Raw genomic sequence first — 24,720 nt, 5'->3', positions numbered from 1 at the left:
CGAGAACGACATACCTACTGGTTCCACTACGAACCGGTCACGCACCCTCGACAGACCAATGTGAGAGGGGTCACCCTGTCTGTCATCCACGCGGGGAGGCATGGATGGGCAGGAGCCGCAGAACACTTCCGGAAGAGCTTCTGCTGCTGGCGTTGGACCCGACCACGGGTACCACCGCACAGCCGCAGTCGCTCGACCTCGGTCTGGCCGGAGCGCAGCTGGTGGAGCTGGCGCTGGCCGGACGGATAGCCCCAGACGGGGATCGTATCGCCGTGGTGGCCCCACGGCCGACAGGAGATCCAACACTGGACTGCGCGTTGGAGTTGCTGCGAAGGCGTGGCGCTCCCGTACGGGCGGTCAACTGGATCGGCGGGCCCCGCCTGGGGCTGCGCCAGACCTATCTCTCGCATCTGGAGCGATGCGGCATGGTGCATGCCGTGGAGGGCCAGATGTGCGGGGTGCTGCCGACGACTCGCTACCAGGCGACGGACACGGCGATCAGCAGGGAGATCAAGGCCCGGCTGGACTCGGCGATCCGCACCGGCGTACCGCCGGACCCGCGGACCGCGGCGCTCGCCGCGCTGGCCCACGCGGTCGGTCTCGGCAAGCACCTCTACCCGGGCAACGAAGGACGCTCGTCACGGTCCCGCCTGCGGGACCTCATCCGGCACGATCCCATGGGCGGCCTGGTGGCGCACGCGGTGATGGACGTCCAGAACGGCGCTGCGGCCCAGCCGCGCCGCAGCCCGGCACCGGCCGGCCGCCAGGCCGCGGGACCGGGCGCCAGGACGGCCCCGGAACCCGCCCGAGGCGTTCCGGCGCAACCACGCCACGGATCCATGGCGCGCGCGGTGGCCCACTGAGCCGCACGAGCCGTACCGCACCACAGCACCACAGCACCGCCGCACACGCACCACAGCACCGCCGCACCACCAGTCCCCGAGCCCGGTCACGGGAGCCGCAGGTCCGCGCGGGGCGGTGGGACCGACCGTACGTCCGCGACAGCGGACAGCGGAAAGGTTCCGCCGCCCCGCGCGGCCATGTGCGCGGGTGGCGCCCCGAACTGGCGTGTACGCGGCGCATATCGACCGTTTCCCAGCGGTAGAAAGCACCTTGGTGGCAGTCTGCTCAGCAGCAGATACGCAAAGTGGCAGGTATGAGTCACGCAGCCGGAGGTGCACGTCCCGTGGCGTCCAATGTCAATCCCACCGTCAGGCGGCGCCGGCTGGGCCAGGAGCTGCGCCGGCTCCGCGAGCTCAAGGGCATGACGGCCGAGGAGGTGGCGGAGCGACTGCTGGTCTCGCAGTCGAAGATCAGCCGCCTGGAGAACGGCCGGCGCAGCATCAGCCAGCGCGACGTCCGCGACCTGTGCGGGGTGTACGAGGTCGAGGACCAGCGGATCGTCGACTCGCTGATGCAAATGGCCAAGGACTCGCGCCAGCAGGGCTGGTGGCACGCCTTCGGGGACATCCCGTACAGCGTCTACATCGGCCTGGAGACCGACGCGGAGTCGCTGCGGACCTACGAACCCCAGATCATCACCGGCCTGTTGCAGACCCGGTCCTACGCCGAGGCGCTCATCCAGGGCGCGCTGCCCGAGACGCCGGTCGCCGACGTCGAGAAACGGGTCCAGGTCCGGATACGGCGTCAGGAACGCATCACCGCGGAGAACAACCCGCTGCGGCTGTGGGTGGTCCTCGACGAGGCCTGCCTCCACCGGATGGTGGGCAGCAGACAGGTGATGCGCGAACAGCTGGAGCACGTCGCGGAGATGTCGCAGCTGCCGCACATCACCGTGCAGGTGCTGCCGTTCGACGTCGGCGCCCACCCCGGCATCAACGGGCAGTACTCGATCCTGGAGTTCGCCGACACCGCCGACTCCAGCGTCGTCTACATCGAGGGCGTCACCAGCGACCTGTACCTGGAGAAGGCGCAGGACGTGCAGAAGTACACGGTGATGTACGAGCACCTGCGGGCGCAGGCCCTGAACGTGGAGCAGTCGCGGCAGCGCATCGAGGACGTCGCGAAGGAGTACGCGCGCTGACGGGGCGGCGGGATGTTACACCCCGGGTGCGTCATTCTGGAAGAGTCACCTGGAATATGCCATCCGGTCGGGTGAATGGCTGCTCCGCTCGGTGAGGCCAGCGAGTAGCGTCGATCACGCCAAAGATCAAGCGTCATTGGCGTAAACCGCACTCAGCAACTCGCCACCGGAGCAGACATGGCAATTCTTCAGGGCGCCCAGGAATCGTGGACCAAGTCCTCCTACTCCGGAGGGAACGGCGCGTGCGTCGAGGTCCGGTCACCGGACACGGCGGCACTCGCGGTCCGCGACTCCAAGGTCGACGAGGGCCCGGTCCTGGCGTTCCCCGCCGACGCGTGGAACGCCTTCGTGACCTCGGTCAAGGAGTAACGGCCCGGGCGCCGTCCCCGGCACCGCCGACGGAGCCCTCTCGACCAGTTCGCCGACCTTGCCGAGAGGGCTCTGTTCAGTCCCGGCCTCCGTCACCCAGCCGCACGGGGCGACGGAGAGACGGGGGAGGCGGGGGAGACGGCGGAGACGGGGAACGCCACGTCGCAGACCGGATCCTGTGGCCCCGACGCCTCCCAGTCGGCGAAGTACACCTCACGGCACGGCCCCGACACCGTCAGCCCCTGGGCCGCGATCCACTCCTCCACCGCCTCGAACGCGGCCAGGATCTGCGGATGGGCCACCTGCGCCTTGGTGATCCGGGTGTAGACCAGCCGCCGGGCCGGTTCCACCCGCACCCGCGTCTGCCAGGCCCGCCCCCGCTCCTCGCACCACGCCCGGGCCGCCGCCTCGTCGGCGACGGGCACGCACGACTCCGCCGGGCCGTCGCTCTCCATCGACACCTCGGAGTGGTACACGACGAACGGCGCCGCCGTCACACCCCCGCAGCCCCGGGCCGCCTCCTCCAGCCGCCCCAGCGACGCACCGATCCAGGCGGGCAACTCGTCCGCCAGGGTGTGCCGCGTCTCGCTGATCACCACCTGCCCGGGCACGTCCACCGTCTCGACCACGAACTTCTCGTTCATCCCGGAACCCCTTCCCGAAAGACGTCCACGGAGGAAGTCGGCGAGCGTCCGCTGCCCGGCCACCCGGGCCTCGACCTCGGACCAGTAGGCGTCGAGCAGGGCGGCGCCGGCGGGCCCGTCCGCGCGCACCACCTCCGCGACCTTGGCCAGCGGCATGTCCAGCTGGCGCAGCAGGGCCACGAGCCGGGCTCGTTCGGCCTGGCCGGTGCGGTAGTAGCGGTAGCCGGTGGCCTCGTCCACATGGTCGGGCACGAGCAGGCCCATACGGTCGTACAGCCGAAGGGCCTTGGCCGACAGCCGGGCCCGCGCGGCGAACGCCCCGATGGTGAGCAACCCGTCCTCGCGTGCGCCGTCGGGTGCGAAGTCGCGCACGTCGTCGCCGTAGCCGTCGTGTCGGTCGTCCACGCCTGTCATCCTCCGTCACCGGGCGGCCTGTCCGCCCGGCGACGACGACGCTCGGGCCTGCCCCAGGGGCAAGGTCAACCGGCCCGCGCCCTCAGTCCGCGAGCCGTGCCTCCACCGCCGCCACGACCTCGGCCGCCTCCGGCTCGGTCTGCGGGGCGAACCGGGCGGCGACCTTGCCGTCCCGCCCGATCAGGAACTTCTCGAAGTTCCAGCGGATGTCCCCGCTGTGCCCCTCGGCGTCCGCGAAGCCCGTCAGCCGGTCGTACAGCGGATGCCGGCCCGCCCCGTTGACCTCCACCTTCTCGGTCATCGGGAAGGTGACGCCGTACGTCGCCGAACAGAACTCGGCGATCTCGTCGGCGCTGCCGGGCTCCTGGCCCATGAACTGGTTGCACGGCACGCCGAGCACGGTGAAGCCCTGCTCCGCGTACCGCTCGTGCAGCCGCTCCATGCCCGAGTACTGCGGAGTGAGCCCGCACTTGGAGGCCACGTTGACCACCAGTACGACCCGGCCGGTGTACTGGGAGAGGTCCGCGGACCCGCCCTGGAGGGCGCCGATCTCGACGTCGAGGGGGAGGCTGTCGTCCTTGCGTGCGTTCTGTGAGGTCGTCATGGGCGGATGCTAGCCCCGCGACGTGTCACACCCCTCGTCCGCCGCCCCGCCGCCCGCCTCGACGAGCACCTCCCCGGCCGCCGTCCGCGAGTACAGCACCGACCGGCCCGCCCGCCGCCGCTCCACCAGCCCCGCGTCCAGCAGCACCCGCAAGTGGCGCCCGACCGAACCGAGCCCCTGCCCGGTCACCCCGACCAGCTGGCTGGTGCTCATGGGCGAGCCGAGCAGCGTGAGCACGCCCGCGCGGGCCGGTCCGAGCAGCGCGCCGAGGGCGGCGGGCGGGCGCCGGGCACCGTCGTCCGCGAGGGCACCCGTGCACGGGTAGACCACCGCGTACCGCTCGGGCTCCTCCCACGCCACCCAGCCGTGCCGCTGCGGAGTGACGGGGACGAGGATCAGCTCGGCGCCGGACAGGTCGCGGGGCGGGTAGGGGTTCAGGTTGATCTGGAGCCGGCTGTCGCCGAGCCAGCGGGTGCCGGGCCGCAGGGCGTCCAGCACGGCAGCCCAGCCGCCCCGGCTCACCTGCGCGGTCCGCGCGACGACATCGGCCTCCAGGACACGACGGCGCCGGTCCCAGTCCGGCCGTACCGCCCCCGCCCAGACGTCCTCCAGCAGCGCGGCGGCCCGCTCGGGCAGGTCGTCGCGGTCCAGGGCGGCGGGGAGCCGGCCCCCGAGGCAGACGGCGAGGTCGGCGCGGGCCTCGTCGGGGCGGGTCGCCCGGATCCGCGCGACGCCCTCCTCGAAGCTCTCGCCCGCGCCCGGCGCAGGGGTGAGGAAGTCGGCGATCCACTCCCGGCCGAGGCCCGAGCGGACGAGCAGCGCGGTCACCGGGTCGTCCGCGAGCCGGCGCCGGTGCGCGGGCAGGTGGGTGTCGAGCCAGGCGCGTTCGCCGGGGTGCGCGGCCACATCGGCGTGCAGCAGCTTCAGGCAGGCGAAGGTCTCGGCGAGCGGTGAGACGACGAAGCGGCTGCGGGCGAGCGTGTCGGCGTTGATCTGCCACCAGCCCATGCGGTCCGCACCCCCGTCCGCCGTGAGGTTTCGCCTCCACGCGAAACGATAACGGCCGTCCGCCGGTCCGCCCGAGACTCCCCGCATGCCGGACACGCCCCGCAAGAGCTACGCGGACCTCTTCAGGAGACCCGAGTTCAGCCCCCTGTTCCTCTCCACCTCCGCCAACATCGCCGCCCAGACGGTGAGCGGACTGGCGCTCGGCACGCTCGTGTTCCGGGCGACCGACTCGCCGCTGCTGTCCGCCCTGAGCATGTTCGGCCCGGCGCTCGCCCAGGTCCTGGGCGCCACGCTCTTCCTCTCCGGCGCCGACCGGCTGCCACCGCGGGCGACGCTGACGGGCCTCTCACTGGCCTTCGCCGCCGCCACCGCGGCCCTCGCGCTGCCCGGCCTGCCGGTCTGGGCGATGCTCGCCATCGTCCTCGCCGAGGGACTGATCGCCTCCCTCGGCGGCGGGGTCCGCTGGGGCCTGCTCAACGAGATCCTCACCAAGGACGGGTACCTGGCCGGGCGCTCACTCTTCAACATGATGAGCGGCGTCATGCAGATCACCGGCTACGCGGCCGGCGGCGTCCTGGTGACGCTGCTGTCGCCGCGCCTGTGCCTGCTGCTCGCCGCCGGCCTGTACGGCGCGGCGGCCGGCCTCGCCCTCCTGCTGACCCGCCGCCCGCCCCGCGCCGCCGGCCGCCCCTCCGTGACCGCCACCTGGCGCGCCAACGCCCTGCTGTGGTCCGCCCGTCCGCGCCGCCACGTCTACCTGGCCCTGTGGCTCCCCAACGGCCTCGTCGTCGGCTGCGAGTCCCTGTACGTCTCCTACGACCCGCGCGCCGCGGGCACGCTGTTCGCCTGCGCCGCGCTGGGCATGCTGGCCGGGGACGTGACCGTCGGCCGCTTGCTGCCGGCCCGGCTGCGTCCACGCCTGGGCGTCCCGCTGCTGGTGCTGCTGGCCGCGCCGTACCTCGCGCTCTTCCTGCGCCCGCCGCTGCCGCTGACCGCCGTACTGGTCGCCCTGGCCTCCGTCGGCTTCGGCGCGAGCCTGGTGCAGCAGGAGCGCCTGGTCACCCTCACCCCGGACGAGCTGACCGGGCACGCCCTCGGCCTGCACTCCGCCGGGATGCTCACGGCACAGGGCCTCGCCGCGACCCTGGCGGGCACGGTGGCCCAGTTCACCTCCCCGGCCACGGCGATGACCGCGATGGCGGTCGTCTCCCTCGCGGTGACGCTCACGCTGACCGTGGCGAGCCGACGGGACGCGGGTGACGGAGGGCTGCTGCCGAGGCGGGTGCCGGGGGCGGCGTGAGCCGCGGGGACCGTCACGACGTGATCCGCGGGGACCGTCGCCAAGTGATCCGCGGGGCCCGTAGCGATCCGCGGGCCCCGTCCGGCTCTCGGCCTCGATTGGGTTAAGGACCGCTCGGTGACTCCTGCGGAACCAGACCCTTGCATAGGCTAAGAGACTGGGGAGGGACGCCTGAGAACAGGACAGGGCGGCTCTTGAGCGCTGCGACACCGGAGTAGTCATGACCGTGGAGAAGCCGCCGTCCAGTTCCACGATGCTGGCCTGGATGCCCGTGGCGGCCATGACGGTGGTCGCCGTCGTCGACCTCACGGCCGGCCCGGACGTGGGGCTGCTGCCGCTGGTGTCACTGGGACCGGCGTTCGCCGGTCTGGTCGGCGGCTGGCGGCGCACGGCGGTGATCGGACTGGTCGCACTGCTGCTCTGCCTGGGCCTCGGCCTGTACAACGGGCTCTTCGACCGGCCCCGCGGCTACACCGCCATGGCGTCGGTGGCCGGCGTCACCGGCGTCGGCATCGCGGCGGCCGTGATGCGCACGCGCCGGGAGGCGGAGCTGGCCAGTGTGCGGTCGATCGCGGAGGTGGCCCAACGGGTGCTGCTGCGCCCGGTGCCGCTGACCGCGGGGCCGCTGCACGCGGCCGTCTCGTACACCTCCGCGCTCGCCGAGGCCCGTATCGGCGGCGACCTGTACGAGGTGGTGGCCTCGCCGCACGGCGTCCGGGTGATCGTGGGCGACGTGCAGGGCAAGGGCCTGGGGGCGGTGGAGACGGCGGCGCGGGTCCTCGGCGCCTTCCGGGAGGCGGCGTACGACGAGAAGGACCTGGTCAAGCTCGGCGAGCGGCTGGAACGCAGCGTCGCCCGGGAGCTGGAGGACGAGAAGTTCGTGACCGCGATCCTCGCCGAGATCGGCCTGGACCACCGGGTCGTCCTCCTCAACTACGGCCACCCGGCCCCGATGGTCGTCCACCCCGACGGCACCGCCGACTTCCCTCAGCCGCCCACCTACGCCCTCCCGCTGGGCCTGTCCGCCCACGGCGGCCCCGGCCCGGAGCCCTTCCCCGTCCCCTTCACCCCCGGCGACCAGCTGCTCCTGTACACCGACGGCGTCACGGAGGCCCGGGACGAGGAGGGCGGCTTCTACCCGCTCGCCGAGCGCGCCCACCTCCTCGATGACCCCGACGTCCACCGCGCGCTGGACGCCCTGCGCGAGGACCTGGTCCGGCACGCGGCCGGACCGCACCACGACGACGCGGCGATGCTGCTGCTGCGCTACCAGGACCACGACGGTGGCGGACCTGCCGCCGCCGCTCCGGCCGGATGAAAGGGCCGGAGCGGCGGTGCGGGCCGGTGGCGGCGTGGGCGGTGCGGCCGGAGAGCCCGGCGCTTCTCAGGCGTGGCGGGCGCCCGCGGACGCCATGCCGAGCCAGGTGTGCGGGTTCCCGGCCCAGCACCAGCCGAGCTTCGGGGCCTTCTGACTGATCCAGATCGCCGGGACCCGCCGGTCACCGGACCGGGACCCGCCCAGCGAGAAGCACTTGTTCTTCACCAGGATCTGCGGGGCGTGCGTCAACAGCGCGATGCCCTCCTCGATGGTGAGCAGGGTGCGGCCCCGCCCGGCGAGGGCGGCCATCGCGTCGTTCGGCACGGCCCCGCAGTACTCCTCCCCGCGCTCGACGTCGAACAGCAGGTGGACACCGTCCCCGCCGGGCGGCTCGGCCTCCTCGGTGGCGACGAACCGTTCCAGGGAGCCCGGCTCGAAGCTGCGGTCGACGAAGCCGGGCAGCTTGCCGCCGTGGAGGGCGGTCAGCGGCATGGTCCGCTCGACGGGCGCGAGCTCACGGGTGACGACCAGGACGAACGGCACCCGGCCGGTCACGGCCGGATCGTACGGAGTGCCCGCCGCGGCGCCCGCCCGCTCCACGGCCTCGGCGCGCAGCGGCGCCACCAGCTCGGCGAACTGCTCGGGGGTGCGTCCGGCGAGCGCCGGGTAGCCGAGCGAGGTGAGCGTCCGGACCTGCCGGTCGAACTCGCCCCCGGCGTCGTAGGAGCGGGAGCCGGAGGCCGTGACGGAACTCTTCCGGTCGGTCAACCGAGGTCCTCCTTCGTCTTCTTCGTCTTTTCCGTCGCGGCGGTCATCGCGACGGACTCGATGTCGGCACGGTTGCCGGACGTGATCGTGCGGGCACGGGGGTCCGGGACAGCCTCGGCGTCGCTCCCGGGACCGTGGCCGGGGTCGGTTCCGAGGTCGGTCACGCGGGGACCTCGATCCGGGCCAGGGAGCCGGTTTCCAGGGCGCACCACAGGGCGCCGTCGTGCGGGGTGATGCCGTGCGGTTCGCTGTCGGGGCGGGACAGCGCGTACGAGGTGACGCGCCCGTCGACGGTGATCCGGCCGACCCGGCCGCTGCCCCACTCGGTGAACCACATCGCCCCGTCGGGCCCGGCGGTGACGGCGTGCGGCCGGCACGCCGGGTCGGGCAGCGGGTACTCGCTGATCTCACCGTCCACGGTGATCCGGCCGATCCGCCCGGCCCCGATCTCCGTGAACCACAGCGCTCCGTCCGGCCCCGCCGCGATACCGACCGGCGCCGCGCCCCCGGTCGGCAGGGCATGGACGGTGCCGGTCCCGTCGGTGCCGATCCGCCCGATCGCGTTGTGCTGGTTGAGAGTCGTCCACAGCGCTCCGTCCGGCCCCGCCGTGATGGCGGACGGAAAGGCGCCGGGCGCCGGGTACTCGGTGATCTCGCCGTCCATGGTGACGCGGCCGATCCGGTCGGCGGCGGACAGCGTGAACCACATGGCCCCGTCCGGCCCGGCGACGATCCCGAACGGCCCGCCCTCCGGGGTCGCCGGTGCGAAGGACGAGTACGAGCCGTCCGGCGCGATCCGCCCGATGCGGTGCGCCCGGTACTCGGTGAACCACATCGCCCCGTCCGGCCCCGCCGCGACGATGGTCGGCCCGGCCCCGACCGGGTGGACGGTGACACTCCTGTCGCCCGGTTCCCGGCGCCCGACGGCGCCCTGGTGAACGAGGGTGAACCAGAGGGCACCGTCCGGCCCTTCGGCGAGGGCGTAGGGGCCGGCGTCAGGGCCGCTGACGGTCAACTCCCTTACGAATGCAGAGACTTCCCGAAACTCATTCATCAGTAGTCAACTTAGACCACCGACATCTTCGGAACCACTGACATCACCGAGACCACCGACGCCCGTGCACTTCCGGTCGGACGGGCGGATCAGCGCAGTCCGGCGAAGAGGTCGTTCTCGGGAACGGCCGCGCCCGTGGCGTCCTGGACACGTACGAATGTCTCCATGCCCATCAACTCGCCGAACCTCTCCTTGCCCATCTTGAGGAAGAAGATGTTCTCGCCCTGACTGGCGTGGGCGGCCAGCGCGTCGAACTTCTGACCGCTGAAGGCAGTGGTGTCCACCCACGTGGTGATCTCGTCGTCGGGGAGGCCGATCTCGGCCAGCGCGGCGGCCTCGGCAGGATCCGGCTCAGGCATGTCCTCACCGAACTCGCGCATGGTCTCTCCGAACCGCTGCATCATCGAGCGCGGCATCGTCGTCCAGTACACCTTCGGTGTCAGCGCGGTCATCTCCAGCGCCGCCATCGTGATGCGGTGGGCCTGGATGTGGTCGGGGTGGCCGTAGAAGCCGTTCTCGTCGTAGGTGACGACCACGTCGGGCCGGTAGTGCCGCATGAGTTCAGCGAGTCGGGCAGCGCCCTCCTCCACGGGTGTCTGCCAGAAGGATCCGGGGGCGTCGTTGCTCGGCCAGCCCATCATCCCGGAGTCCGCGTAGTCCAGCATCTCCAGATCGCTGACCTTCAGGACGCCGCAGCTCGCCTCCAGTTCCTGACGGCGCATCAAGGCGACGGCCGCCGGATCGTGCCCGGGATCACCCGGCTTGACACCCCCCGGCCCGTCCCCGCAACCGCCGTCGGTACACGTCACGAGAACCGTGCGGATGCCTTCCGCCGCGTACCGCGCGAGGACCCCTCCGGTTCCGGTGGCCTCGTCGTCGGGGTGGGCGTGTACTGCCATGAGCGTCAAGGGCCGGTCAGTCATGAAACAGTCCTCCTGCACGAATACGTCTGGTCCGATGGTCCGAGTGCGCGGCGGGGCACCGCGATTCGGGGGCCGGATCCTGGTGGAGGGCGGACGCCCTTGGCCTCCGCGCTTCCCGCCCGCACGGCACCGGTCCCGGTCGATGCAACCGTGCCGACCGGACCGACTGTTCCCGGCACGACGGCTTTTTCCAGGCACCGGGGCTCGACGCGAAGACCCTCGCGGACACAACTCCTGGACCGGACCCGGACATCCGCCCACGCAAAACGGCCCCGGACGACGGGTCCGAGGCCGAAACAGGCTCCTCCCTGGGTTGGAAACCCCAGGTCAGAGCGATCACGCATGGTGCCCCCGGCAGGATTCGAACCTGCGACACCCGTTCAAGGAGTCTTCCCTAGGAGAGCGTGTGACCTGCGGAAACGGTGATCGCAGGGCATCTGGCCCGGGGAAACTCCGTACCCGCACGGCCGGCGACGGGCCGCCGCCCCGACGGCCCCGACCGGCACCACCCACCACAGCTTCCTCATCGAACGCCCCTCCGCTTCCGGGTGTCCCGGCGGCCACCGTCCGGCGCCGGGTTTCCGTAGCCCCACGGACGAACGGCCGCGGTCACCGAGGCCGGTACACGTGCTGCCCCGTCGTCACCCGTCCGACTGGAAGATAGGGCCGTTCGGCCTGCCGTCGGCTGGATGCGGGCGCGGTCCCGTACCGGAGCGAACTACCTTCCACGAGGGCTGGACACACCCTGCCCGAGACGCAGGGCCGGAGAGGCGGACCTTCGCCGTCCAACGGCCGACCACCAAGCGCTCCGCCGAGTGAGGAACGTGATGGCGACCCATACCGAGCCGGTGGCTCCCGTCCCGGTGGCCGAGCGCCGTGGCCGGGGCCACGTCGTGGTCACCTGGCTGACCACGACCGACCACAAGAAGATCGGCCACCTCTACCTGATCACCTCGTTCGCGTTCTTCCTGATCGGGGGAGCGCTGGCCATGGTGGTGCGGGCGGAGCTGGCGCGGCCCGGTCTCCAGATCGTGTCGGCGGAGCAGTACAACCAGTCCTTCACGATGCACGGCACGATCATGCTGCTGCTGTTCGCCACTCCGACGTTCGCCGGGTTCGCCAATGCGATCATGCCGTTGCAGATCGGGTCCCCGGACGTCGCGTTCCCGAGGCTGAACATGCTGTCGTACTGGCTGTTCGCCTTCGGTGGCCTGATCGTGCTCGGCAGTTTCCTCACCACGCAGGGTGCCGCAGACTTCGGCTGGACCGCCTACCCGCCGCTCAGCGGCGGTGAGCGCACCCCGTACACCGGCGGTGACCTGTGGATCATGGGGCTGGCGCTCTCCGGCTTCGGCACCATCCTCGGCGCGGTCAACTTCATCACCACGATCATCTGTATGCGGGCGCCCGGCGTGACCATGTTCCGGATGCCGATCTTCACGTGGAACGTGCTGCTGACCTCGGTGCTGGTCCTGCTGGCCTTCCCCGTGCTGGCCGCCGCCCTGCTGGTGCTGGAGGCGGACCGGCAGTTCGGTGCGCACGTCTTCGACCCGGAGAACGGCGGGGCGATCCTGTGGCAGCACCTCTTCTGGTTCTTCGGCCACCCCGAGGTGTACATCCTCGCCCTGCCCTTCTTCGGGGTGATCACCGAGATCATCCCTGTCTTCTCGCGGAAGCCGATCTTCGGCTACATGGGGCTGGTGGGTGCCACCATCGCCATCACCGGCCTGTCGGTGACGGTGTGGGCGCACCACATGTTCGCCACCGGTGCGGTGCTGCTGCCGTTCTTCTCGTTCATGAGCTTCCTCATCGCCGTGCCCACCGGGGTGAAGTTCTTCAACTGGATCGGCACGATGTGGCGGGGCTCGCTGTCGTTCGAGCCGCCGATGCTGTGGGCGGCCGGCTTTCTGGTCACGTTCCTGTTCGGCGGACTGACGGGCGTGCTGCTGGCCTCGCCGCCGATCGACTTCCACGTCACCGACAGCTACTTCGTCGTGGCGCACTTCCACTACGTACTCTTCGGCACGATCGTGTTCGCGATGTTCGCGGGGTTCAGCTTCTGGTGGCCGAAGATGACGGGCACCATGCTCGACACCCGGCTGGAGAAGGTGCACTTCTGGACGCTGTTCGTGGGCTTCCACACCACGTTCCTGGTCCAGCACTGGCTCGGCGCCGAGGGCATGCCCCGCCGTTACGCCGATTACCTGGCCGCCGACGGCTTCACCGCCCTCAACACCATCTCCTCCATCGGTGCCTTCCTCCTGGGCCTGTCCACGTTGCCCTTCCTCTACAACGTGTGGAAGACCGCCCAGCGCGGCGAGCGGATCGAGGTCGACGACCCCTGGGGCTACGGACGCTCGCTGGAGTGGGCGACCTCCTGCCCGCCGCCCCGCCACAACTTCGTCACCCTGCCCCGGGTGCGCTCCGAGTCGCCCGCCTTCGACCTGCACCACCCCGCGCTGGCCGACCTCGACCAGGCGGAGAACACCGGACAACGCGACGCGCTCGACACGAGCGGCCACAAGGGCGACCGGAGATGACGGACGAGCACCTCCGCGGTCCGGGCCCCGGTGTCGCCCAGGGCATCGCGGCGGAGGCGGAAGGCTTCCTCCTGGCGCGAGAACACCGGCAAGCCGCACACCGGGAGGCGCAGGCACTCTGCGGCGCCCTCCCCTGGCTGACCACCGCCCAGGCGGAGGACCTCACCCGGCACTACGTCGCCCACCGTCTCCGCCTCTCCCACCAGATGTTCGAGGCGACCCTGCGCCGCGCCGACGAGCTGGGCCGGGAGTACGAGGCCCGGTACCTGCGGCTGCGACGCGACCTGCTCAGACGCCACGGTGCCTGGGCATCGTGCCTGCTGGCCTGTGCGGCCGCCGTCAGCGGTGCGCTGTGCACGGTGGCCCGCTGAACGGACACGGGCGGACCGCTCCCGTCTGCGGATGTCCCGCGCGTCCCGTCTGCGGAAGTCCCGCGCGTCGGTGACCGGCAGCCACCGTCCGGGGCCGGCGCCCGCGGTCTCCCGGTCCGGTCCGGCGAGCAGGTGAGCCGGGGAGTACGGGGTACTCGCCTCGGCATGATGAAGCGCGCGCTGTGGCAGGGACTGGTGGCCGGCACAGCCGGAGTCCTGGTGATGACGCTGGGCGAGAAGGCGGAGCAACGGCTGACCGGCCGGCCCGACTCCCACGTCCCCGCCCGCACACTGGAACGCCTCACCGGCATGCGGGAGTATCCCCGCCGGCAGCCCGTGCCGGTGAACCTGGCCATGCACGTCGGGCAGGGCGCCCTCCTCGGCGTGTTGCGGTCGGTGATGGCGCACGCCGGGCTGCGTGGACCCTGGTCGTCGGGGAAGTTCGCCGTCGTCCGGGTCACCTCGGACCAGATCCTGGAGAACGCCACCGGCGTCGGTGCCCCGCCTGAGACCTGGCCGCGCGGTGAACTGGTCGTCGACCTGCTGCACAAGGCGGTGTACGCCTTCGCGACCGGCGCCGTCGCCGACGCCCTGGCCGCGCGGTCGGGCCCAGGTCCGGGGCAGCGCCATGCGTCGGTTGGCACCGGTCGGCAGGCGGCCGTGGGCCCCGTGCCGCGCGACCAGGCCCGGGGACGGTAGCGCCGCCGAGAATCACTGTCGGTCGTGCCGCCTCACAGGGGTTCGTCTCGGTCGAGTGGGCCCCAGCGTCCGGGCTGTTCGGTGATGATGCGGGAGGCTTCTACGATCACTTGGCCGGCGATCCAGCCGAGGGGTTGGATCGCCGTGACCAATGGCTCGTTGTCCGGTCCGCGCGCCGTCTCCGTGCCGTGCAGGACCCACGGTCGGGTGCGGGCGTCTTTGACGCGTGGCAGGTGGCAGTAGTCGTACAGTCGGCGGGCGACCCAGACGTGCAGGGGGCGCTGGCCCCACCAGTCCTCGAGGTCCAGCGGACTGGCCGACAGGCCCGGCAGCTTGATCCCGGTCAGATCGTCCGTACTGCTCATCCTCGGCAGGTCGCTCTCCGGCCCGCGGGACCAGCGCACGTAGAGGCCGCGACGGCGGGTGATGAGCCGGGTGAGCTCATCGAGGCTGCTGAACGTCGGCAGGTCGACGGTCTTGGTCATGATCCTGGTGGGACGATGCCGGAGCACTCACGTAGCCAGAAGCGAGTCGTCTTCGGTACGCGCTCCGGGCAGCTGGTGACGGGCGGCAACGAGGGCGGTGTCGATGTCGCGGGTCCCGGTCGACACGCACAGCGTGTAGGCGACGTCGTCCATACGCCGGCGCGCCTCCTCGGTGCCGTCTTCGGCGTGCAGGGCACGCAGCGTCTCGTACTGCTCGATGAGGTTCTTCAGCACGACGGGGTGTGCCAAGAGCATCGGGAGTCTCCCTTGTCACCGTCTCTCACGTGGGTCATACACCGACGTGTGCCCCGGCCCCCGGCCGCCAATCCGGTGCGTTCCCGCACCGGCGGCCAGAGGCCAGTGGGGTCCAGTGTCCGGGTCAGTCGGTGGACAGGGCCTGGAGCAGGTCGCCGACCTTGGGGTCGGGCAGGGAGCGGGCGACGTCGGCCTGGGCGACCATGCCGACCAGGTCGTGACCGTCGATCACCGGCAGGCGGCGCACCTTGTGTTCCGTCATGGTGCGCAGGATCTCCTCCACGTCGTCGTCGGCGCCGATGGTCACGGCCTCGCCCTGGGCCAGGTCACCGGCCGGGCAGGTCGCGGGGTCCTTGCCCGCGCCCAGCACCTTCACGACGACGTCCCGGTCGGTCAGCATGCCCTTGAGCTTGTTGTCCGTGCCGCAGATCGGCAGGGCACCGACGCCGAGATCCTTCATCTTGCGGGCCGCGTCCAGCACCGTCTCCTCGGCACCGATGCACTCGGCCCCGCCCGTCATGATGTCCCGTGCCTTCGTCATCAGGTTCACTCCCTGTGTCGTCGGCCGTCCCTGAGTACCGTGTCAGAGGACGGACGCGTTGGGTCGTTGCGGGCGGGGTTCCCCGCGGTCGCCCGCCGTAACGCTTGCCTCGGCGCTGACCTCACCGCCGCTGACAGCGGCACGCCGACCCCGGCATGAGCGGTCATCCAGCATCACTGTGGACGTCTACACCCACGTCGTCCAGGACACGCAGCGCGAAGCCATGAGCCACATGGACCGGCGGTGGCGCCCTATTTCAGGCGGGGGTGCTCTCGTCGGGGACGAAGGGGTCTCCGTGGCCGGGGACGATCAGGGCGGGCTTGAGGGCGAGGATCTTGCGGCGGGAGGCGCGCAGGCCCTCGTGGTCGTCGGAGGTGGGATCTTCGGCGGGGCCGCGGACGCTCCACCAGGCGTGGGTAAGGACGACGGTCCCTTCGGCGGTTTCCGCGACGGTGGAGATGTCCTGGGGGGTGTGGCCGGGCGTTTCCATCAGGCGGATCGAGGGGGAGAGCCGGTAGCCGTCGGCGGGACGGTCGTACCAGAGGTGGTTGTGGTAGGCGGCCCAGACGTCGTGGGCGCGCGCGTTGGGGAACAGGGCGGCGTTGAGGGTGTGGTCTGGGTGGTGGTGGCTGAAGACCACGTCGGTCACCTGTTCGGGGCTTACGCCGGCGGCGGCGAGCGGGTCCAGGATGAGTTTGCGGTCCTCGACCATGCCGGGGTCGACGACGACGATCGTGTCGCCGTCGCGCAGGAGGCAGACGGTCGAGGCGACGTGCCACGGCTTCTCGCGGCCGTCGCGGTCCGCGTTGCGTGCGTCGAGGCTGTCGTAACCGGTGGTCAGCAGGGTGAATGTGGCCGTCATGAGAGGTGATGGTCCTTCGTTGATCGTGGGGAACGACCGGATGGAGGGCGAGTTGGGCCGTCCATGCCGGGGGCTTGAGGGCGTGCGAAACCGCGCCCCGGCGCGGGTCCGGTGAACCGGCGGCGGGGCGGGGGTGGCTCGACTCAGTCGGTGGTGGTCTGCGTGCGGCGGGCGTAGGCGCGGGCGGCGCGGGCGCGGTCGCCGCAGCGCACCGAGCACCAGTGGCGGCGTCCCGCGCGGAGCAGGTAGCGGTTGCAGGGGGTGGAGGGGCAGGCCGTCAGCCGTTCGGCGTCGGGTCCGGTGAGCAGGTCGGCGGCGTCGGCGGCGAGGATGCCGAGGGCCTGGTCGACGATCTGGTCGATGGGGTGCGGGGCGGTGCGGTGCATGCCGCGGACCGAGTCCCATCCGAGCGGGGAGGCGGTGGGCACTCGCGTGAGGGCGTCGTTGACGGCCGCCAGCGCGGTGGCGGGAGCCGGGTGCCCGCCGACCTGGGCGGCGAGCAGGGCGCGTACCTGCTCGCGCAGGGAGCGCAGACGTGCCGCGCAGATCTCCTGCATGCCGGCGTCCGCGGGGGCCAGGTTGTGGTCCACCAGCCACTGGTTGGCGCCGGAGGGCGTGCCCAACGCATCGAGGAACTGGCCGCCCGGCAGGGCAATGGCGCTGTTGGCCAGGTCGATGGCGGGGTATTGCTCAGCGCCCGGTGCCGGGGGCAGCCCCGGGCCGGCTGCGTCGACGGTGGTGGCGGTATCGGTCTCACTCACGTACCTCACGCTACAGCTTGCTTCTATCCGTGACAAACGCCTATGGTCACGGATGTAAGCCAATTTATCCGTGAGGTGATTTCGTCATGGCAGCAACCGGCGCGTCCAGCGAGCAGGTCCCCATCCGTGTCTTCGGCGGTCCGACCGCCCTCATCGAGTACGGCGGGCTGCGGTTCCTGACCGACCCGACCTTCGACGCCCCCGGCACCTACCCCTCCGGCCTGGCCAAGACCGCGCCCGCCTCCGCCACGCCCGCTGATCTGGGCCGCATCGATGTGGTGCTGCTGTCGCACGACGAGCACGACGACAACCTCGACGCCTCGGGCCGGGCCCTGCTCACCGATGTCCCCCTGACCCTGACCACGCCCAGTGGCGCGGGCCGGCTGGGCGGCACCGCACGCCCTTTGAAGGACTGGGAGTCCATCGAGCTCGACCGCCCCGGTGGCGGCACGGTCACCGTCACCGGCGTCCCGGCCCTGCACGGACCCGGAGCACGCGCGGACCTCGAACCCGTTGTCGGCGAGGTCGTCGGTTTCGTCCTGAGCGGTGACGGCCTGCCCACCGTCTACGTCAGCGGCGACAACGCCCAGCTCTCCCTGGTCCGTGAGATCGCCGACCGTTTGGGCCCGGTGGACACCGCCGTACTGTTCGCCGGCGCGGTCCGCACTCCCGTCCTGGACCGCGCGCTGCTCACGCTCGACAGCGCTCAGGCCGCCGAGGCCGCCCGCATCCTGGGCGCCCGCCGGATCGTGCCGGTCCACTTCGACAGCTGGGCCCACTTCACCGAGGGCCGCGAGCAGCTCGTGGACGCCTTCACCACCGCCGGACTGATCGACCGCGTCGAACTGGCCTGACACCGAACGCCCTGGCCCCGCGGCGCGCCACGCGTGCACCGCGGCGGTCCTTTCCCCGGCCCGGTCCCTCGCGCCAGGCCGACGCACCGCAGAAGGAAACCCCGTGAACGACCCGATCAGGGGCACGGCGCGCGGCTCCGCTCCGGCGCCGCTGTCCGTCCTCGACACCGCCTTGGCCGGCCGCGGCGTCAGCGCCGCCGACGCCCTGTCCGGCAGCATCGCACTGGCCGAACTCGCCGAGAGGCGCGGTTTCACCCGCTACTGGGTGACCGAACACCACTCCATGCCCGGCGTCTCGTCCTCCAGCCCCGCCGTCCTGCTGGCCCGACTGACCGCCCACACCACGCGGCTGCGGCTCGGGGCGGGCGGAGTGATGCTGCCCAACCACCCCCCACTGATCGTCGCCGAGCAGTACGGCCTGCTCCAGGCCCTCGCTCCGGACCGGATCGACCTCGGTCTGGGCCGCGCCCCGGGCACCAACCAGGCCACTGCCGCCGCCCTGCGACGAGGCCGCTCCGACGACGACGACTTCCCGCAACAGGTCGTCGAGCTGCTGCGCTTCCTCGACGACGACTTCCCCGAAGAGCACCCCTACCGCGAACGCGTCTACGCCGTGCCCGGACCGGGACAGGACAAGGAGAACGGTCTTCCGCAGACGACCGGCCGCCCCTCGGTCTGGCTGCTGGGATCCTCCGGATACTCCGCCCAGCTCGCCGCCCGCCTGGGCCTGCCCTTCGCCTTCGCCGCGCACTTCTCTCCCGATCACGTGGCCGGTGCGCTCCAGCTCTACCGCGACCGGTTCACCCCCTCGGCCGTCCTCACCGAGCCGTACGCACTGGCCAGCTTCGCCGTCATGGCCGCCGACGACGAGCACGAGGCCCTGCGACAGACACGCAGCTACGCCCACAGCATGATGCGCATGCTCCACGGCAAGTCCTACCTCGTACCCACCCCCGACGAGGCGGCTTCCGACCCCTACACCGCCTCGGAGCAGCACGTTCTCGACCGCTGGACCAACACCGTCCTGCACGGCACGCCCGAGCGGGTCACCGCGCACCTCGACCGCCTGCACGAGGCCGCTCGGCCCGACGAAATCATGATCGCCAGTGTGGGCCACACCCCTCAGGCGCTTCTGCGCTCGACCGAACTGATCGCCGACGCCTACACCCTGCCGAGCACACCGTCCGCTCGCTGACGGCCCCGGGCAGCTCGCACGGGCCACCTGACTCGCAGCCGGACAGGAACACATAAGGCACCCCAACACCACGCCCGCCCGCAACCACCGGGCTCGTAACGGAGACACCATGCCCCACACCGCGACTACGCCCCCCAGCGTGCCGGTCGACGCCCCACCGGCCGCTCCCGGCCCTTCGCTCCCCGAGACGCAAAGGCGCATCCTGGTCATCCTGCTGGCGTCCCAGATACTCAGCGGCGTGGGGCTCGCGGCCGGCGTCACCGTTGCCGCCCTGCTGGCTCAGGACATGCTCCACTCCACCACTCTGGCCGGGCTGCCCAGCGCACTGCTCACCGCAGGCTCCGCCCTCGCCGCCGTCACGATCGGCCGCGTCTCGCAGACCCGCGGGCGCCGCCCCGGCCTGGCCGCCGGCTACCTCGCAGGCGCTCTCGGCGGTGCCGGAGTCGTCGTCGCCGCCACCCTCGACAACCCCGCCCTGCTGTTCATCTCCCTCTTCCTCTACGGTGCCGGAACCGCCGCCAATCTCCAGGCGCGCTACGCCGGAGCCGACCTCGCCGCCCCGCGTCACCGCGCCCGCGCCCTGTCCACCGTCCTGGTCGCCACCACGCTGGGCGGCGTCGTCGGCCCCAACCTGACCGCCCCCGCCGGACACCTCGCCACCGCCCTCGCACTGCCCCCGCTGAGCGGCCTGTTCCTCGTCTCCAGCGCGGCGTTCGCCATGGCCGCACTGACCCTCCTGATCTGGCTGCGTCCCGACCCCCTCCTGCTCGCCCGTACCCTCCCCTCCGAGCCGGAGGCACCGGAGCGCACCGGCACGGGACCGGCGCCCCACCTTCAGCAACCCGCCACACACCGCCGCCCCGGCCTGCCGCTGGGGGTACTGGTGATGGTCCTCAGCCAGCTCGTCATGGTCGCGATCATGACGATGACCCCCGTGCACATGCACGACCACGGCCACGGCACCGGCGCCTCCGGCCTCGTCATAGCCCTGCACGTCGGCGCGATGTACCTGCCCTCACCCCTGACCGGAGCGCTCACCGACCGCTACGGCCCCACCGTGACGGCCGCCGCCTCCGGACTGACCCTGCTGGCTGCCGGTGTCCTCGCCGCCGCCGCGCCGGCCGACTCCGTCCTCCTGCTCACCGTCGCTCTCATCCTGCTCGGCATCGGATGGAACTTCGGCCTCGTCAGCGGCACCACCATCATCACGAACGCCGTCCCCCTGGCCACGCGAGCCAAGACCCAAGGCATGGTCGACGTCGCCATCGCCATCGCCGGAGCCACCGGCGGCATGACCTCCGGAATCGTCGTCGCCGCGGCGAGTTACCCCTTCCTCGCCCTCACCGGCGCCGCCTTCGCCCTCGCCCTCCTCCCCGCAGTCATCGTCACCGCCCGGAAGATCCCGCCCCGTACACCGTCCTCGCAACGCTGACAGACCGGCGCCGACCGTGAGCCCACCCAGAGACTCCGCAGCGCTGAAACGCCAGACGCATGAGGCATCCCTCCCTCGGCCCGCTCCTCACGCGGGCCAGGGGAGGGAGGCAACGAGGTGAGAGCCCTCGCCCGCCACCAGCGGAAACCCCAGGGGCGGCTTCAGGCCGGCCGGCATCAACGTCTCAAGCCGGTCGATCAGCTTCTCGTACCGGCGTCCGGCCGGCTCGTCTTCGCGGGCATGTCGCACAGCTCCCCACCTCTGCCTGCGATCGTGTGTGTGCCACACGTGTGCCGTGAGCACGAAGGCCCTCCCGTCCAACGGACGGAAGGGCCTCTGAACTGGCGTTTCTCTGTGCCCCCGGCAGGATTCGAACCTGCGACACCCGCTTTAGGAGTTCGATCCGAGGCTGGGTATGACTCAGTCCTCCTTCGCCGTGGCGGCTGAGTAGAGGCGCTCCTGTATGCCAGTGTCCGACGTCGTTGATGTCAGACGTGGATGTCAGCGGAGTACCTTCAACCGGCTGCCGCCGTTCCCTCATTCCGTAGCAACGACGCTACCAAGACCAGCAAGACGAAGGGCCAGGTTCCGGGGTGAGTCGATCAGCTTGTGGCGGCCCTTGACGGACTCTAACGCTGCCACGACAGGGCTCGATAGGAACGAGATCAGCTCGTCCACCTCCTGTCGGGACGGGCGGGGAGCGAACTCCTTCCGCAAGGCATAGATGACGTTCTCGACGCTGATGTAACCGTCGTCGACGGGGTCCTCATCCACGGCTTCCTGGAAGGCCAGGTCGATGATCCTGCGCATCAGCAGTGAGCGCCGCTCCAGTGCCTGATACCGCTCGGCCAGGTCGTCGCTGAACGTGTCGATTCGTGAGAAGGCGTCCCGCAGTTCAGTGAGGGGCATCGGGTTTCGCGAGTGGTGGTCGAGCAGGGTGGCGAGGTCCTCGATGCGCAACATGATGACCTCGTTCTCCACTGCCCAGTTTTTGAGGCGCGGAGCGAATTCCGGTCCTACGACGATCACGTGATCGGCCTTGTGCTTGCGCTTGTGGTCGCGCAGAGCGTCGAATTTGACGCTGGATTCGGCGACTTGGCCGTTGCCTGAGCTCTTCGCGTCCACGATGATCCGGTAGCGATCCTTCATGGCCAGCTGCGCGATGCCCAGGACGTCCGTGCGGCCTGAGCCGCCAAGGTGCTCGGTCTGGAACCCGAGGAACGCGAAGGCGCGTGCGACGGCCTGCTCGAACTCCCGACTGTCCGTGCCGACATTGCCGTACTGCCGCAGATGCGCGATGACATTCGCCGGCACCGGAGAGGGGAGCGCGTCATGAGTCTCCTCCGGTTCGGCTTCGACCGGCAGCTGAAGTGTCAGGTGCTCCGCGAAACTTCGGCCGGCCGCGGTGACACGGAACCGCTGCCAGTCCACCCGCTCCACGAGGCCCGCGTCCTGGAGGAAGGCGAGCCTGAGACGGACCTCGCCGTTCGACGCCTGGGTGTAGCCGTATGTCTCCTTCGCCATGGCTACTAGCGCCGAGGTGGTCGCGGGCTTGGCCAGGTGGCGCAGGATCTCACCGAAGAACAGATACCGCGCATGCAGATACGCGGCGAGTAGCCGCTCGTTCCCCTCGTCGACGAGTCGGTGCGCGTCCGCACTCGGTGAGAAGTGGTTGAACGACGTCTGCTCCACGAGCCCTGTGTGCCGCAGGGCGTGCATCATCGTGGTGAACGACGTCTTGCTGATGCCGAACTCGCTGCCGCACAGCTCGCCGAATTCCTCGAGCCCCGCACCGTTGCCCAAGAGGGTGATCAGCTTGCGCAGGGCAGCGGCTGGCGTCAGGGTTGATTCTCCGTCGCTGCTCTCGGACGCGTTTCCCCTGGGGATGTAGCCGATTAGAGTGCGGCGGTTCCTTAGGTCGACCTGCTCCAACTGCAGATAATCGCTGAAGAACGCCAGCTGCTCTTCCTCGCCGCTGTTCGGTTCGGCCGCCTCTTCTCCTTCTCCTCGGGCGCTCTCGGGCGGGCAAAGTGGGAGCATTTCCAGCAGCGCGTCCCCCAGCTTGGTCCTGACCACCCGCTGACCCCACAGCTCGATCATTCCCAGGCTCCGGAGCCACATCGTGCGGTCCCGCACCGGTGTGACGGTTGTCCAGTTCAACCCGTACGTCTCCGTTGCGACCTCCAATAGGTCCGCCTGCTTGGTTTGGTCTCCAATTGCCAGAAGAAGTTCACCGAAGAACTTCACACGGGCGTGCAGATGTGCAGCCAGGAAGGAGTTGTCCATGCTCTCCAGCCATTGCCGTGCGTAGGCGCTGGGCTGCCACTGGGTTCCGCCTGACCGCTCGGCGAGGCCCGGAGCAGAGAGCACTCGCCGGCACAGGTCCTCGCAGGGTGCGCTGAACAGCTTCCCATCTGGCGACCGCCACTCCAGCGATTCCTTGCTGTCGCAGGGCAGTTGAACGAGCAGCTGTCGAAGCAGATCCGCCTGAACCTCCATGCCGCCTTTGATGTAGCCCAGCGAGTTGACTCGGTCGCGCCATGGCTTGGCGGGTACGGGCTGGTGGCTGTGCATCTGCTCCCCCTTCACTGCGGTACTCGTATCCCCGTCCGAGAGTAGGGACCCCCACTGACAATGACGGCAAGCAGCTCAGAACGGGGCTACCTAGACTGCGGTGAGAAACACCCCATCTTGCCGCACCGCCACCCCTGGGAGGAAACGCGTTCCGCGCGGGGGCTGTGACCTGGCCTTTCCTGGACGCCGCCTGAGCCTCACCTGTCGCTGTCGGTCGCCGTCGATCGGCCTCGGGCACCCTCGCACGGCCCAGGGACGGCCCAGCTCTGACCGTGATCAAGGGCGTCGTAACCTTCCTCGGGTGGACGACTCCCCTTGCTCCTGCCTCCTGTGCGCGCCCCCTGCCGAAGCCCCGGCCTTGGATGAACGCGACGGACGCATAGCCGCGAACGTCACCGACCACGGCTGGCACGTGATGGGCGTCGGAGCCGGGGACGAGGCGCCGGCGGACTGGGCCTATTCGATCGGCCTGTGGCACACCTTGCGCAGCCCTGAGGTCTGCATCTTCGGCCTGCGGGTCGAGACGATGATGTCCGTCCTCAACGTCGCGGGACGAGAGATCCGCAGCGGCCACCCTCTGCAATCCGACCAGGAGCGCGACGACATCCTGAACGGCTACTCGGTGGCCGTCCGGCGGGTGCACCCGAGCTGGTACCGAGACTTCTTCGGCGCCGGGCTCGATTTCTACCAGGCACCTCCGCTTCCGGTCATGCAACTGTTCTGGCCTGACAAGGAAGGCCGGTTCCCCTGGGACGACCAGGCGCAGGAGTACTGCCGTACGAGCCAGCCTCAGCTGTGGACCTCAAAGGCCGAGACCAGCGGGCCCTGGGCTGACCTCGACTGAGGTCGCCGGCTCGGCTCCTGCCCTGAGCCAAGCAAGCCCGGCACCGCGCTACGCGACTAACGGCTGATCGGAATCTCGTAGACGATCTCGCAGTGAGCCGCGGGCACCACAATGTCCGCTGTCTCTACGGGCCGACCGTCGTCGCTGTAGTAGGTCCGCCGGATGTGCGTAACGAGTGCGGCTTTCTGGATACCGAGTAGCGACGCCTCCTCGCCGGACGCCTGCCTCGGCTCCGGCTGCTCCACGGCATGGCTGACCGTGATGCCGATCGCGGCCATACGGTTCACGACGCCCGCTCCAGCATGCGGCCCGCCCTCGGGGAGAACGACGAGAGTGCCGGCGGTGAGTTCGTACGGCTCCCAACTCGTTGACAGCTGCACCGGCCTGCCGTCCGCCAGGAACTCGTACGCGGTCCGCACGCACAGTTCACCCTCGTCGATCCCGAGTCGCACCGCGATGTCTGCGGGGGCCGGCACCTTGGCGTCCGTCCGACTCTCCCAGTCCCCCTGCCTACCCACGGCCTTCATGTCGGCCCGGAAGGGCGACCCGCTCGGCTGCTCGCGCGCCGACGAACGCACCACCCGCACCCGCTGTCTGGGCTCGGCGACGTAGGTACCCGACCCAGCGCGGCCTTCCAGCACGCCTTGGGAAATCAGAAGCTCTTGCGCCCGACGGACCACGTTCTCGCCGACGCCGCACTCCTGGCCGATCTGCGCGCGAGAGGGCAGACGGTCTCCCGGCTCCCACAGGTGCTCCGCGATCCGCCGCCGGAGTTCGTCGGCGACGCGGAGATAGGGCGGCTGCTCAGGCATATGGAAAATCTAGTCCACTAGCTCTAATCTAGTTAACTAGCTTCACTCA

The 24,720-nt window shown here is 70.6% G+C and carries 26 protein-coding genes and 1 pseudogene; 13 read left to right on the top strand and 14 right to left on the bottom strand.

What is annotated here, in order from left to right; genetic code table 11:
• The first annotated feature begins 104 nt into the window (after positions 1-104).
• The 3 genes from ACLIN4_RS15045 (at position 105) to ACLIN4_RS15035 (ending at position 2,413) form a co-directional block, all read left to right on the top strand.
• Positions 105-863 (top strand): GOLPH3/VPS74 family protein, encoded by a 759-nt coding sequence (locus ACLIN4_RS15045; protein WP_100047997.1) that lies wholly within the window; start codon positions 105-107, stop codon positions 861-863.
• A 323-nt stretch (positions 864-1,186) separates the two neighbouring features.
• Positions 1,187-2,044, top strand: coding sequence for a helix-turn-helix domain-containing protein (locus ACLIN4_RS15040; RefSeq protein ID WP_179342805.1), 858 nt, complete (start codon positions 1,187-1,189; stop codon positions 2,042-2,044).
• A gap of 177 nt (positions 2,045-2,221) precedes the next feature.
• Positions 2,222-2,413, top strand: a complete 192-nt coding sequence (locus ACLIN4_RS15035) for a DUF397 domain-containing protein (RefSeq protein WP_043381490.1) — start codon at positions 2,222-2,224, stop codon at positions 2,411-2,413.
• A gap of 92 nt (positions 2,414-2,505) precedes the next feature.
• On the opposite strand, the gene ACLIN4_RS15030 is transcribed toward ACLIN4_RS15035, so the two are convergent.
• The 3 genes from ACLIN4_RS15030 to ACLIN4_RS15020 form a co-directional block, all read right to left on the bottom strand.
• Entirely contained in the window at positions 2,506-3,429 is a 924-nt protein-coding gene (locus ACLIN4_RS15030; RefSeq protein ID WP_179342806.1) for a MerR family transcriptional regulator, read from the bottom strand.
• A 124-nt stretch (positions 3,430-3,553) separates the two neighbouring features.
• A complete protein-coding gene (locus ACLIN4_RS15025; RefSeq protein ID WP_411575887.1) occupies positions 3,554-4,075 on the bottom strand; it encodes a glutathione peroxidase in 522 nt (173 codons plus the stop codon).
• 9 nt (positions 4,076-4,084) lie between these two features.
• On the bottom strand, positions 4,085-5,083 hold the full coding sequence (locus tag ACLIN4_RS15020) for an ArsR/SmtB family transcription factor (RefSeq protein ID WP_289908156.1): 999 nt from the start codon (positions 5,081-5,083) through the stop codon (positions 4,085-4,087).
• Between the two features lie 85 nt (positions 5,084-5,168).
• Between ACLIN4_RS15020 and ACLIN4_RS15015 the strand changes: the two genes are divergently transcribed.
• Positions 5,169-6,383, top strand: a complete 1,215-nt coding sequence (locus tag ACLIN4_RS15015) for an MFS transporter (protein WP_411575886.1) — start codon at positions 5,169-5,171, stop codon at positions 6,381-6,383.
• A 220-nt stretch (positions 6,384-6,603) separates the two neighbouring features.
• On the top strand, positions 6,604-7,701 hold the full coding sequence (locus tag ACLIN4_RS15010; protein WP_289908158.1) for a PP2C family protein-serine/threonine phosphatase: 1,098 nt from the start codon (positions 6,604-6,606) through the stop codon (positions 7,699-7,701).
• 66 nt (positions 7,702-7,767) lie between these two features.
• Here the strand turns inward: ACLIN4_RS15010 and ACLIN4_RS15005 are convergent, their stop codons facing one another.
• From ACLIN4_RS15005 to ACLIN4_RS14990, 4 genes are all read right to left on the bottom strand, one after another.
• Positions 7,768-8,469, bottom strand: a complete 702-nt coding sequence (locus ACLIN4_RS15005) for a DUF5701 family protein (protein ID WP_411575885.1) — start codon at positions 8,467-8,469, stop codon at positions 7,768-7,770.
• The gene (locus tag ACLIN4_RS15000; RefSeq protein ID WP_382053276.1) at positions 8,466-8,633 is read right to left on the bottom strand and encodes a hypothetical protein; all 168 of its coding nucleotides are present in this window, start codon (positions 8,631-8,633) and stop codon (positions 8,466-8,468) included. The genes ACLIN4_RS15005 and ACLIN4_RS15000 overlap by 4 nt, the downstream gene beginning before the upstream one ends.
• The gene (locus tag ACLIN4_RS14995) at positions 8,630-9,523 is read right to left on the bottom strand and encodes a virginiamycin B lyase (RefSeq protein WP_411575884.1); all 894 of its coding nucleotides are present in this window, start codon (positions 9,521-9,523) and stop codon (positions 8,630-8,632) included. Before ACLIN4_RS14995 ends, ACLIN4_RS15000 begins: the two co-directional genes overlap by 4 nt.
• An 89-nt stretch (positions 9,524-9,612) precedes the next feature.
• Positions 9,613-10,446, bottom strand: coding sequence for a PIG-L family deacetylase (locus ACLIN4_RS14990; protein ID WP_107480356.1), 834 nt, complete (start codon positions 10,444-10,446; stop codon positions 9,613-9,615).
• An 827-nt stretch (positions 10,447-11,273) separates the two neighbouring features.
• On the opposite strand from ACLIN4_RS14990, the gene ctaD reads away from it, so the two are divergent.
• The 3 genes from ctaD to ACLIN4_RS14975 all read left to right on the top strand — a co-directional run bounded on the left by ctaD (position 11,274) and on the right by ACLIN4_RS14975 (position 14,056).
• A complete protein-coding gene (gene ctaD / locus ACLIN4_RS14985) occupies positions 11,274-12,986 on the top strand; it encodes a cytochrome c oxidase subunit I (RefSeq protein WP_289913955.1) in 1,713 nt (570 codons plus the stop codon).
• Positions 12,983-13,357, top strand: coding sequence for a hypothetical protein (locus ACLIN4_RS14980; protein ID WP_290014974.1), 375 nt, complete (start codon positions 12,983-12,985; stop codon positions 13,355-13,357). Before ctaD ends, ACLIN4_RS14980 begins: the two co-directional genes overlap by 4 nt.
• Positions 13,358-13,522: 165 nt before the next feature.
• Positions 13,523-14,056, top strand: a complete 534-nt coding sequence (locus ACLIN4_RS14975) for a hypothetical protein (RefSeq protein WP_290014972.1) — start codon at positions 13,523-13,525, stop codon at positions 14,054-14,056.
• Positions 14,057-14,088: 32 nt separating this feature from the next.
• Here ACLIN4_RS14975 and ACLIN4_RS14970 read toward each other — a convergent pair whose 3' ends face one another.
• The 3 genes from ACLIN4_RS14970 to ACLIN4_RS14960 form a co-directional block, all read right to left on the bottom strand.
• A complete protein-coding gene (locus ACLIN4_RS14970; protein WP_289908890.1) occupies positions 14,089-14,541 on the bottom strand; it encodes a DUF6098 family protein in 453 nt (150 codons plus the stop codon).
• A gap of 27 nt (positions 14,542-14,568) precedes the next feature.
• Entirely contained in the window at positions 14,569-14,796 is a 228-nt protein-coding gene (locus ACLIN4_RS14965; protein WP_107480566.1) for a DUF5133 domain-containing protein, read from the bottom strand.
• A gap of 124 nt (positions 14,797-14,920) precedes the next feature.
• The gene (locus ACLIN4_RS14960; protein ID WP_179350585.1) at positions 14,921-15,337 is read right to left on the bottom strand and encodes a CBS domain-containing protein; all 417 of its coding nucleotides are present in this window, start codon (positions 15,335-15,337) and stop codon (positions 14,921-14,923) included.
• A gap of 169 nt (positions 15,338-15,506) precedes the next feature.
• Between ACLIN4_RS14960 and ACLIN4_RS14955 the strand changes: the two are divergent.
• A pseudogene (locus ACLIN4_RS14955) lies at positions 15,507-15,578 on the top strand (oxidoreductase); the annotation flags it as partial.
• Positions 15,579-15,593: 15 nt separating this feature from the next.
• Here the strand turns inward: ACLIN4_RS14955 and ACLIN4_RS14950 are convergent.
• Both ACLIN4_RS14950 and ACLIN4_RS14945 read right to left on the bottom strand, forming a co-directional pair.
• Complete coding sequence (locus ACLIN4_RS14950) at positions 15,594-16,199, bottom strand: MBL fold metallo-hydrolase (RefSeq protein WP_290014971.1); 606 nt, start codon at positions 16,197-16,199, stop codon at positions 15,594-15,596.
• Positions 16,200-16,342: 143 nt separating this feature from the next.
• Entirely contained in the window at positions 16,343-16,960 is a 618-nt protein-coding gene (locus ACLIN4_RS14945; protein ID WP_289908893.1) for a CGNR zinc finger domain-containing protein, read from the bottom strand.
• A gap of 86 nt (positions 16,961-17,046) precedes the next feature.
• Here ACLIN4_RS14945 and ACLIN4_RS14940 point away from each other — a divergent pair, with 86 nt between their 5' ends.
• From ACLIN4_RS14940 to ACLIN4_RS14930, 3 genes are all read left to right on the top strand, one after another.
• Entirely contained in the window at positions 17,047-17,814 is a 768-nt protein-coding gene (locus ACLIN4_RS14940) for an MBL fold metallo-hydrolase (protein ID WP_107479918.1), read from the top strand.
• A 103-nt stretch (positions 17,815-17,917) separates the two neighbouring features.
• Positions 17,918-19,009, top strand: coding sequence for an LLM class flavin-dependent oxidoreductase (locus tag ACLIN4_RS14935; RefSeq protein WP_411575883.1), 1,092 nt, complete (start codon positions 17,918-17,920; stop codon positions 19,007-19,009).
• A 109-nt stretch (positions 19,010-19,118) separates the two neighbouring features.
• Positions 19,119-20,441 carry an MFS transporter gene (locus ACLIN4_RS14930; protein WP_289908895.1) on the top strand — a complete coding sequence of 441 codons (1,323 nt, stop codon included), beginning with the start codon at positions 19,119-19,121 and terminating at the stop codon, positions 20,439-20,441.
• A 537-nt stretch (positions 20,442-20,978) separates the two neighbouring features.
• Here ACLIN4_RS14930 and ACLIN4_RS14925 read toward each other — a convergent pair.
• A complete protein-coding gene (locus ACLIN4_RS14925) occupies positions 20,979-23,015 on the bottom strand; it encodes a restriction endonuclease (protein WP_411575882.1) in 2,037 nt (678 codons plus the stop codon).
• A 301-nt stretch (positions 23,016-23,316) separates the two neighbouring features.
• On the opposite strand from ACLIN4_RS14925, the gene ACLIN4_RS14920 reads away from it, so the two are divergent.
• On the top strand, positions 23,317-23,859 hold the full coding sequence (locus ACLIN4_RS14920; protein ID WP_411575881.1) for a DUF4262 domain-containing protein: 543 nt from the start codon (positions 23,317-23,319) through the stop codon (positions 23,857-23,859).
• Positions 23,860-23,915: 56 nt separating this feature from the next.
• Here ACLIN4_RS14920 and ACLIN4_RS14915 read toward each other — a convergent pair whose 3' ends face one another.
• Positions 23,916-24,671 carry a GntR family transcriptional regulator gene (locus tag ACLIN4_RS14915; RefSeq protein ID WP_411575880.1) on the bottom strand — a complete coding sequence of 252 codons (756 nt, stop codon included), beginning with the start codon at positions 24,669-24,671 and terminating at the stop codon, positions 23,916-23,918.
• Positions 24,672-24,720: the final 49 nt, after the last annotated feature.

This window comes from Streptomyces mutabilis (assembly GCF_046628145.1).
GTDB lineage: Bacteria > Actinomycetota > Actinomycetes > Streptomycetales > Streptomycetaceae > Streptomyces > Streptomyces mutabilis.
Note: the sequence above shows the minus strand (reverse complement) of the source record. Positions and strands in the feature narration are given on the sequence as shown.

Bases quoted from the DNA above. Each gene is read 5' to 3' on its own strand.
- ACLIN4_RS15045 (WP_100047997.1), top strand. From the start codon at position 105: ATGGGCAGGAGCCGCAGAACACTTCCGGAAGAGCTTCTGCTGCTGGCG.
- ACLIN4_RS14960 (WP_179350585.1), bottom strand. From the start codon at position 15,337: ATGACGAAGGCACGGGACATCATGACGGGCGGGGCCGAGTGCATCGGT.
- ACLIN4_RS15020 (WP_289908156.1), bottom strand. From the start codon at position 5,083: ATGGGCTGGTGGCAGATCAACGCCGACACGCTCGCCCGCAGCCGCTTC.
- ACLIN4_RS14915 (WP_411575880.1), bottom strand. From the start codon at position 24,671: ATGCCTGAGCAGCCGCCCTATCTCCGCGTCGCCGACGAACTCCGGCGG.
- ACLIN4_RS14950 (WP_290014971.1), bottom strand. From the start codon at position 16,199: ATGACGGCCACATTCACCCTGCTGACCACCGGTTACGACAGCCTCGAC.
- ACLIN4_RS15015 (WP_411575886.1), top strand. From the start codon at position 5,169: ATGCCGGACACGCCCCGCAAGAGCTACGCGGACCTCTTCAGGAGACCC.
- ACLIN4_RS15035 (WP_043381490.1), top strand. From the start codon at position 2,222: ATGGCAATTCTTCAGGGCGCCCAGGAATCGTGGACCAAGTCCTCCTAC.
- ACLIN4_RS14940 (WP_107479918.1), top strand. From the start codon at position 17,047: ATGGCAGCAACCGGCGCGTCCAGCGAGCAGGTCCCCATCCGTGTCTTC.
- ACLIN4_RS14995 (WP_411575884.1), bottom strand. From the start codon at position 9,523: ATGAATGAGTTTCGGGAAGTCTCTGCATTCGTAAGGGAGTTGACCGTC.
- ctaD (WP_289913955.1), top strand. From the start codon at position 11,274: ATGGCGACCCATACCGAGCCGGTGGCTCCCGTCCCGGTGGCCGAGCGC.
- ACLIN4_RS15010 (WP_289908158.1), top strand. From the start codon at position 6,604: ATGACCGTGGAGAAGCCGCCGTCCAGTTCCACGATGCTGGCCTGGATG.
- ACLIN4_RS14975 (WP_290014972.1), top strand. From the start codon at position 13,523: ATGATGAAGCGCGCGCTGTGGCAGGGACTGGTGGCCGGCACAGCCGGA.
- ACLIN4_RS14965 (WP_107480566.1), bottom strand. From the start codon at position 14,796: ATGCTCTTGGCACACCCCGTCGTGCTGAAGAACCTCATCGAGCAGTAC.
- ACLIN4_RS14990 (WP_107480356.1), bottom strand. From the start codon at position 10,446: ATGACTGACCGGCCCTTGACGCTCATGGCAGTACACGCCCACCCCGAC.
- ACLIN4_RS14925 (WP_411575882.1), bottom strand. From the start codon at position 23,015: ATGCACAGCCACCAGCCCGTACCCGCCAAGCCATGGCGCGACCGAGTC.
- ACLIN4_RS14930 (WP_289908895.1), top strand. From the start codon at position 19,119: ATGCCCCACACCGCGACTACGCCCCCCAGCGTGCCGGTCGACGCCCCA.
- ACLIN4_RS14980 (WP_290014974.1), top strand. From the start codon at position 12,983: ATGACGGACGAGCACCTCCGCGGTCCGGGCCCCGGTGTCGCCCAGGGC.
- ACLIN4_RS15025 (WP_411575887.1), bottom strand. From the start codon at position 4,075: ATGACGACCTCACAGAACGCACGCAAGGACGACAGCCTCCCCCTCGAC.
- ACLIN4_RS14970 (WP_289908890.1), bottom strand. From the start codon at position 14,541: ATGACCAAGACCGTCGACCTGCCGACGTTCAGCAGCCTCGATGAGCTC.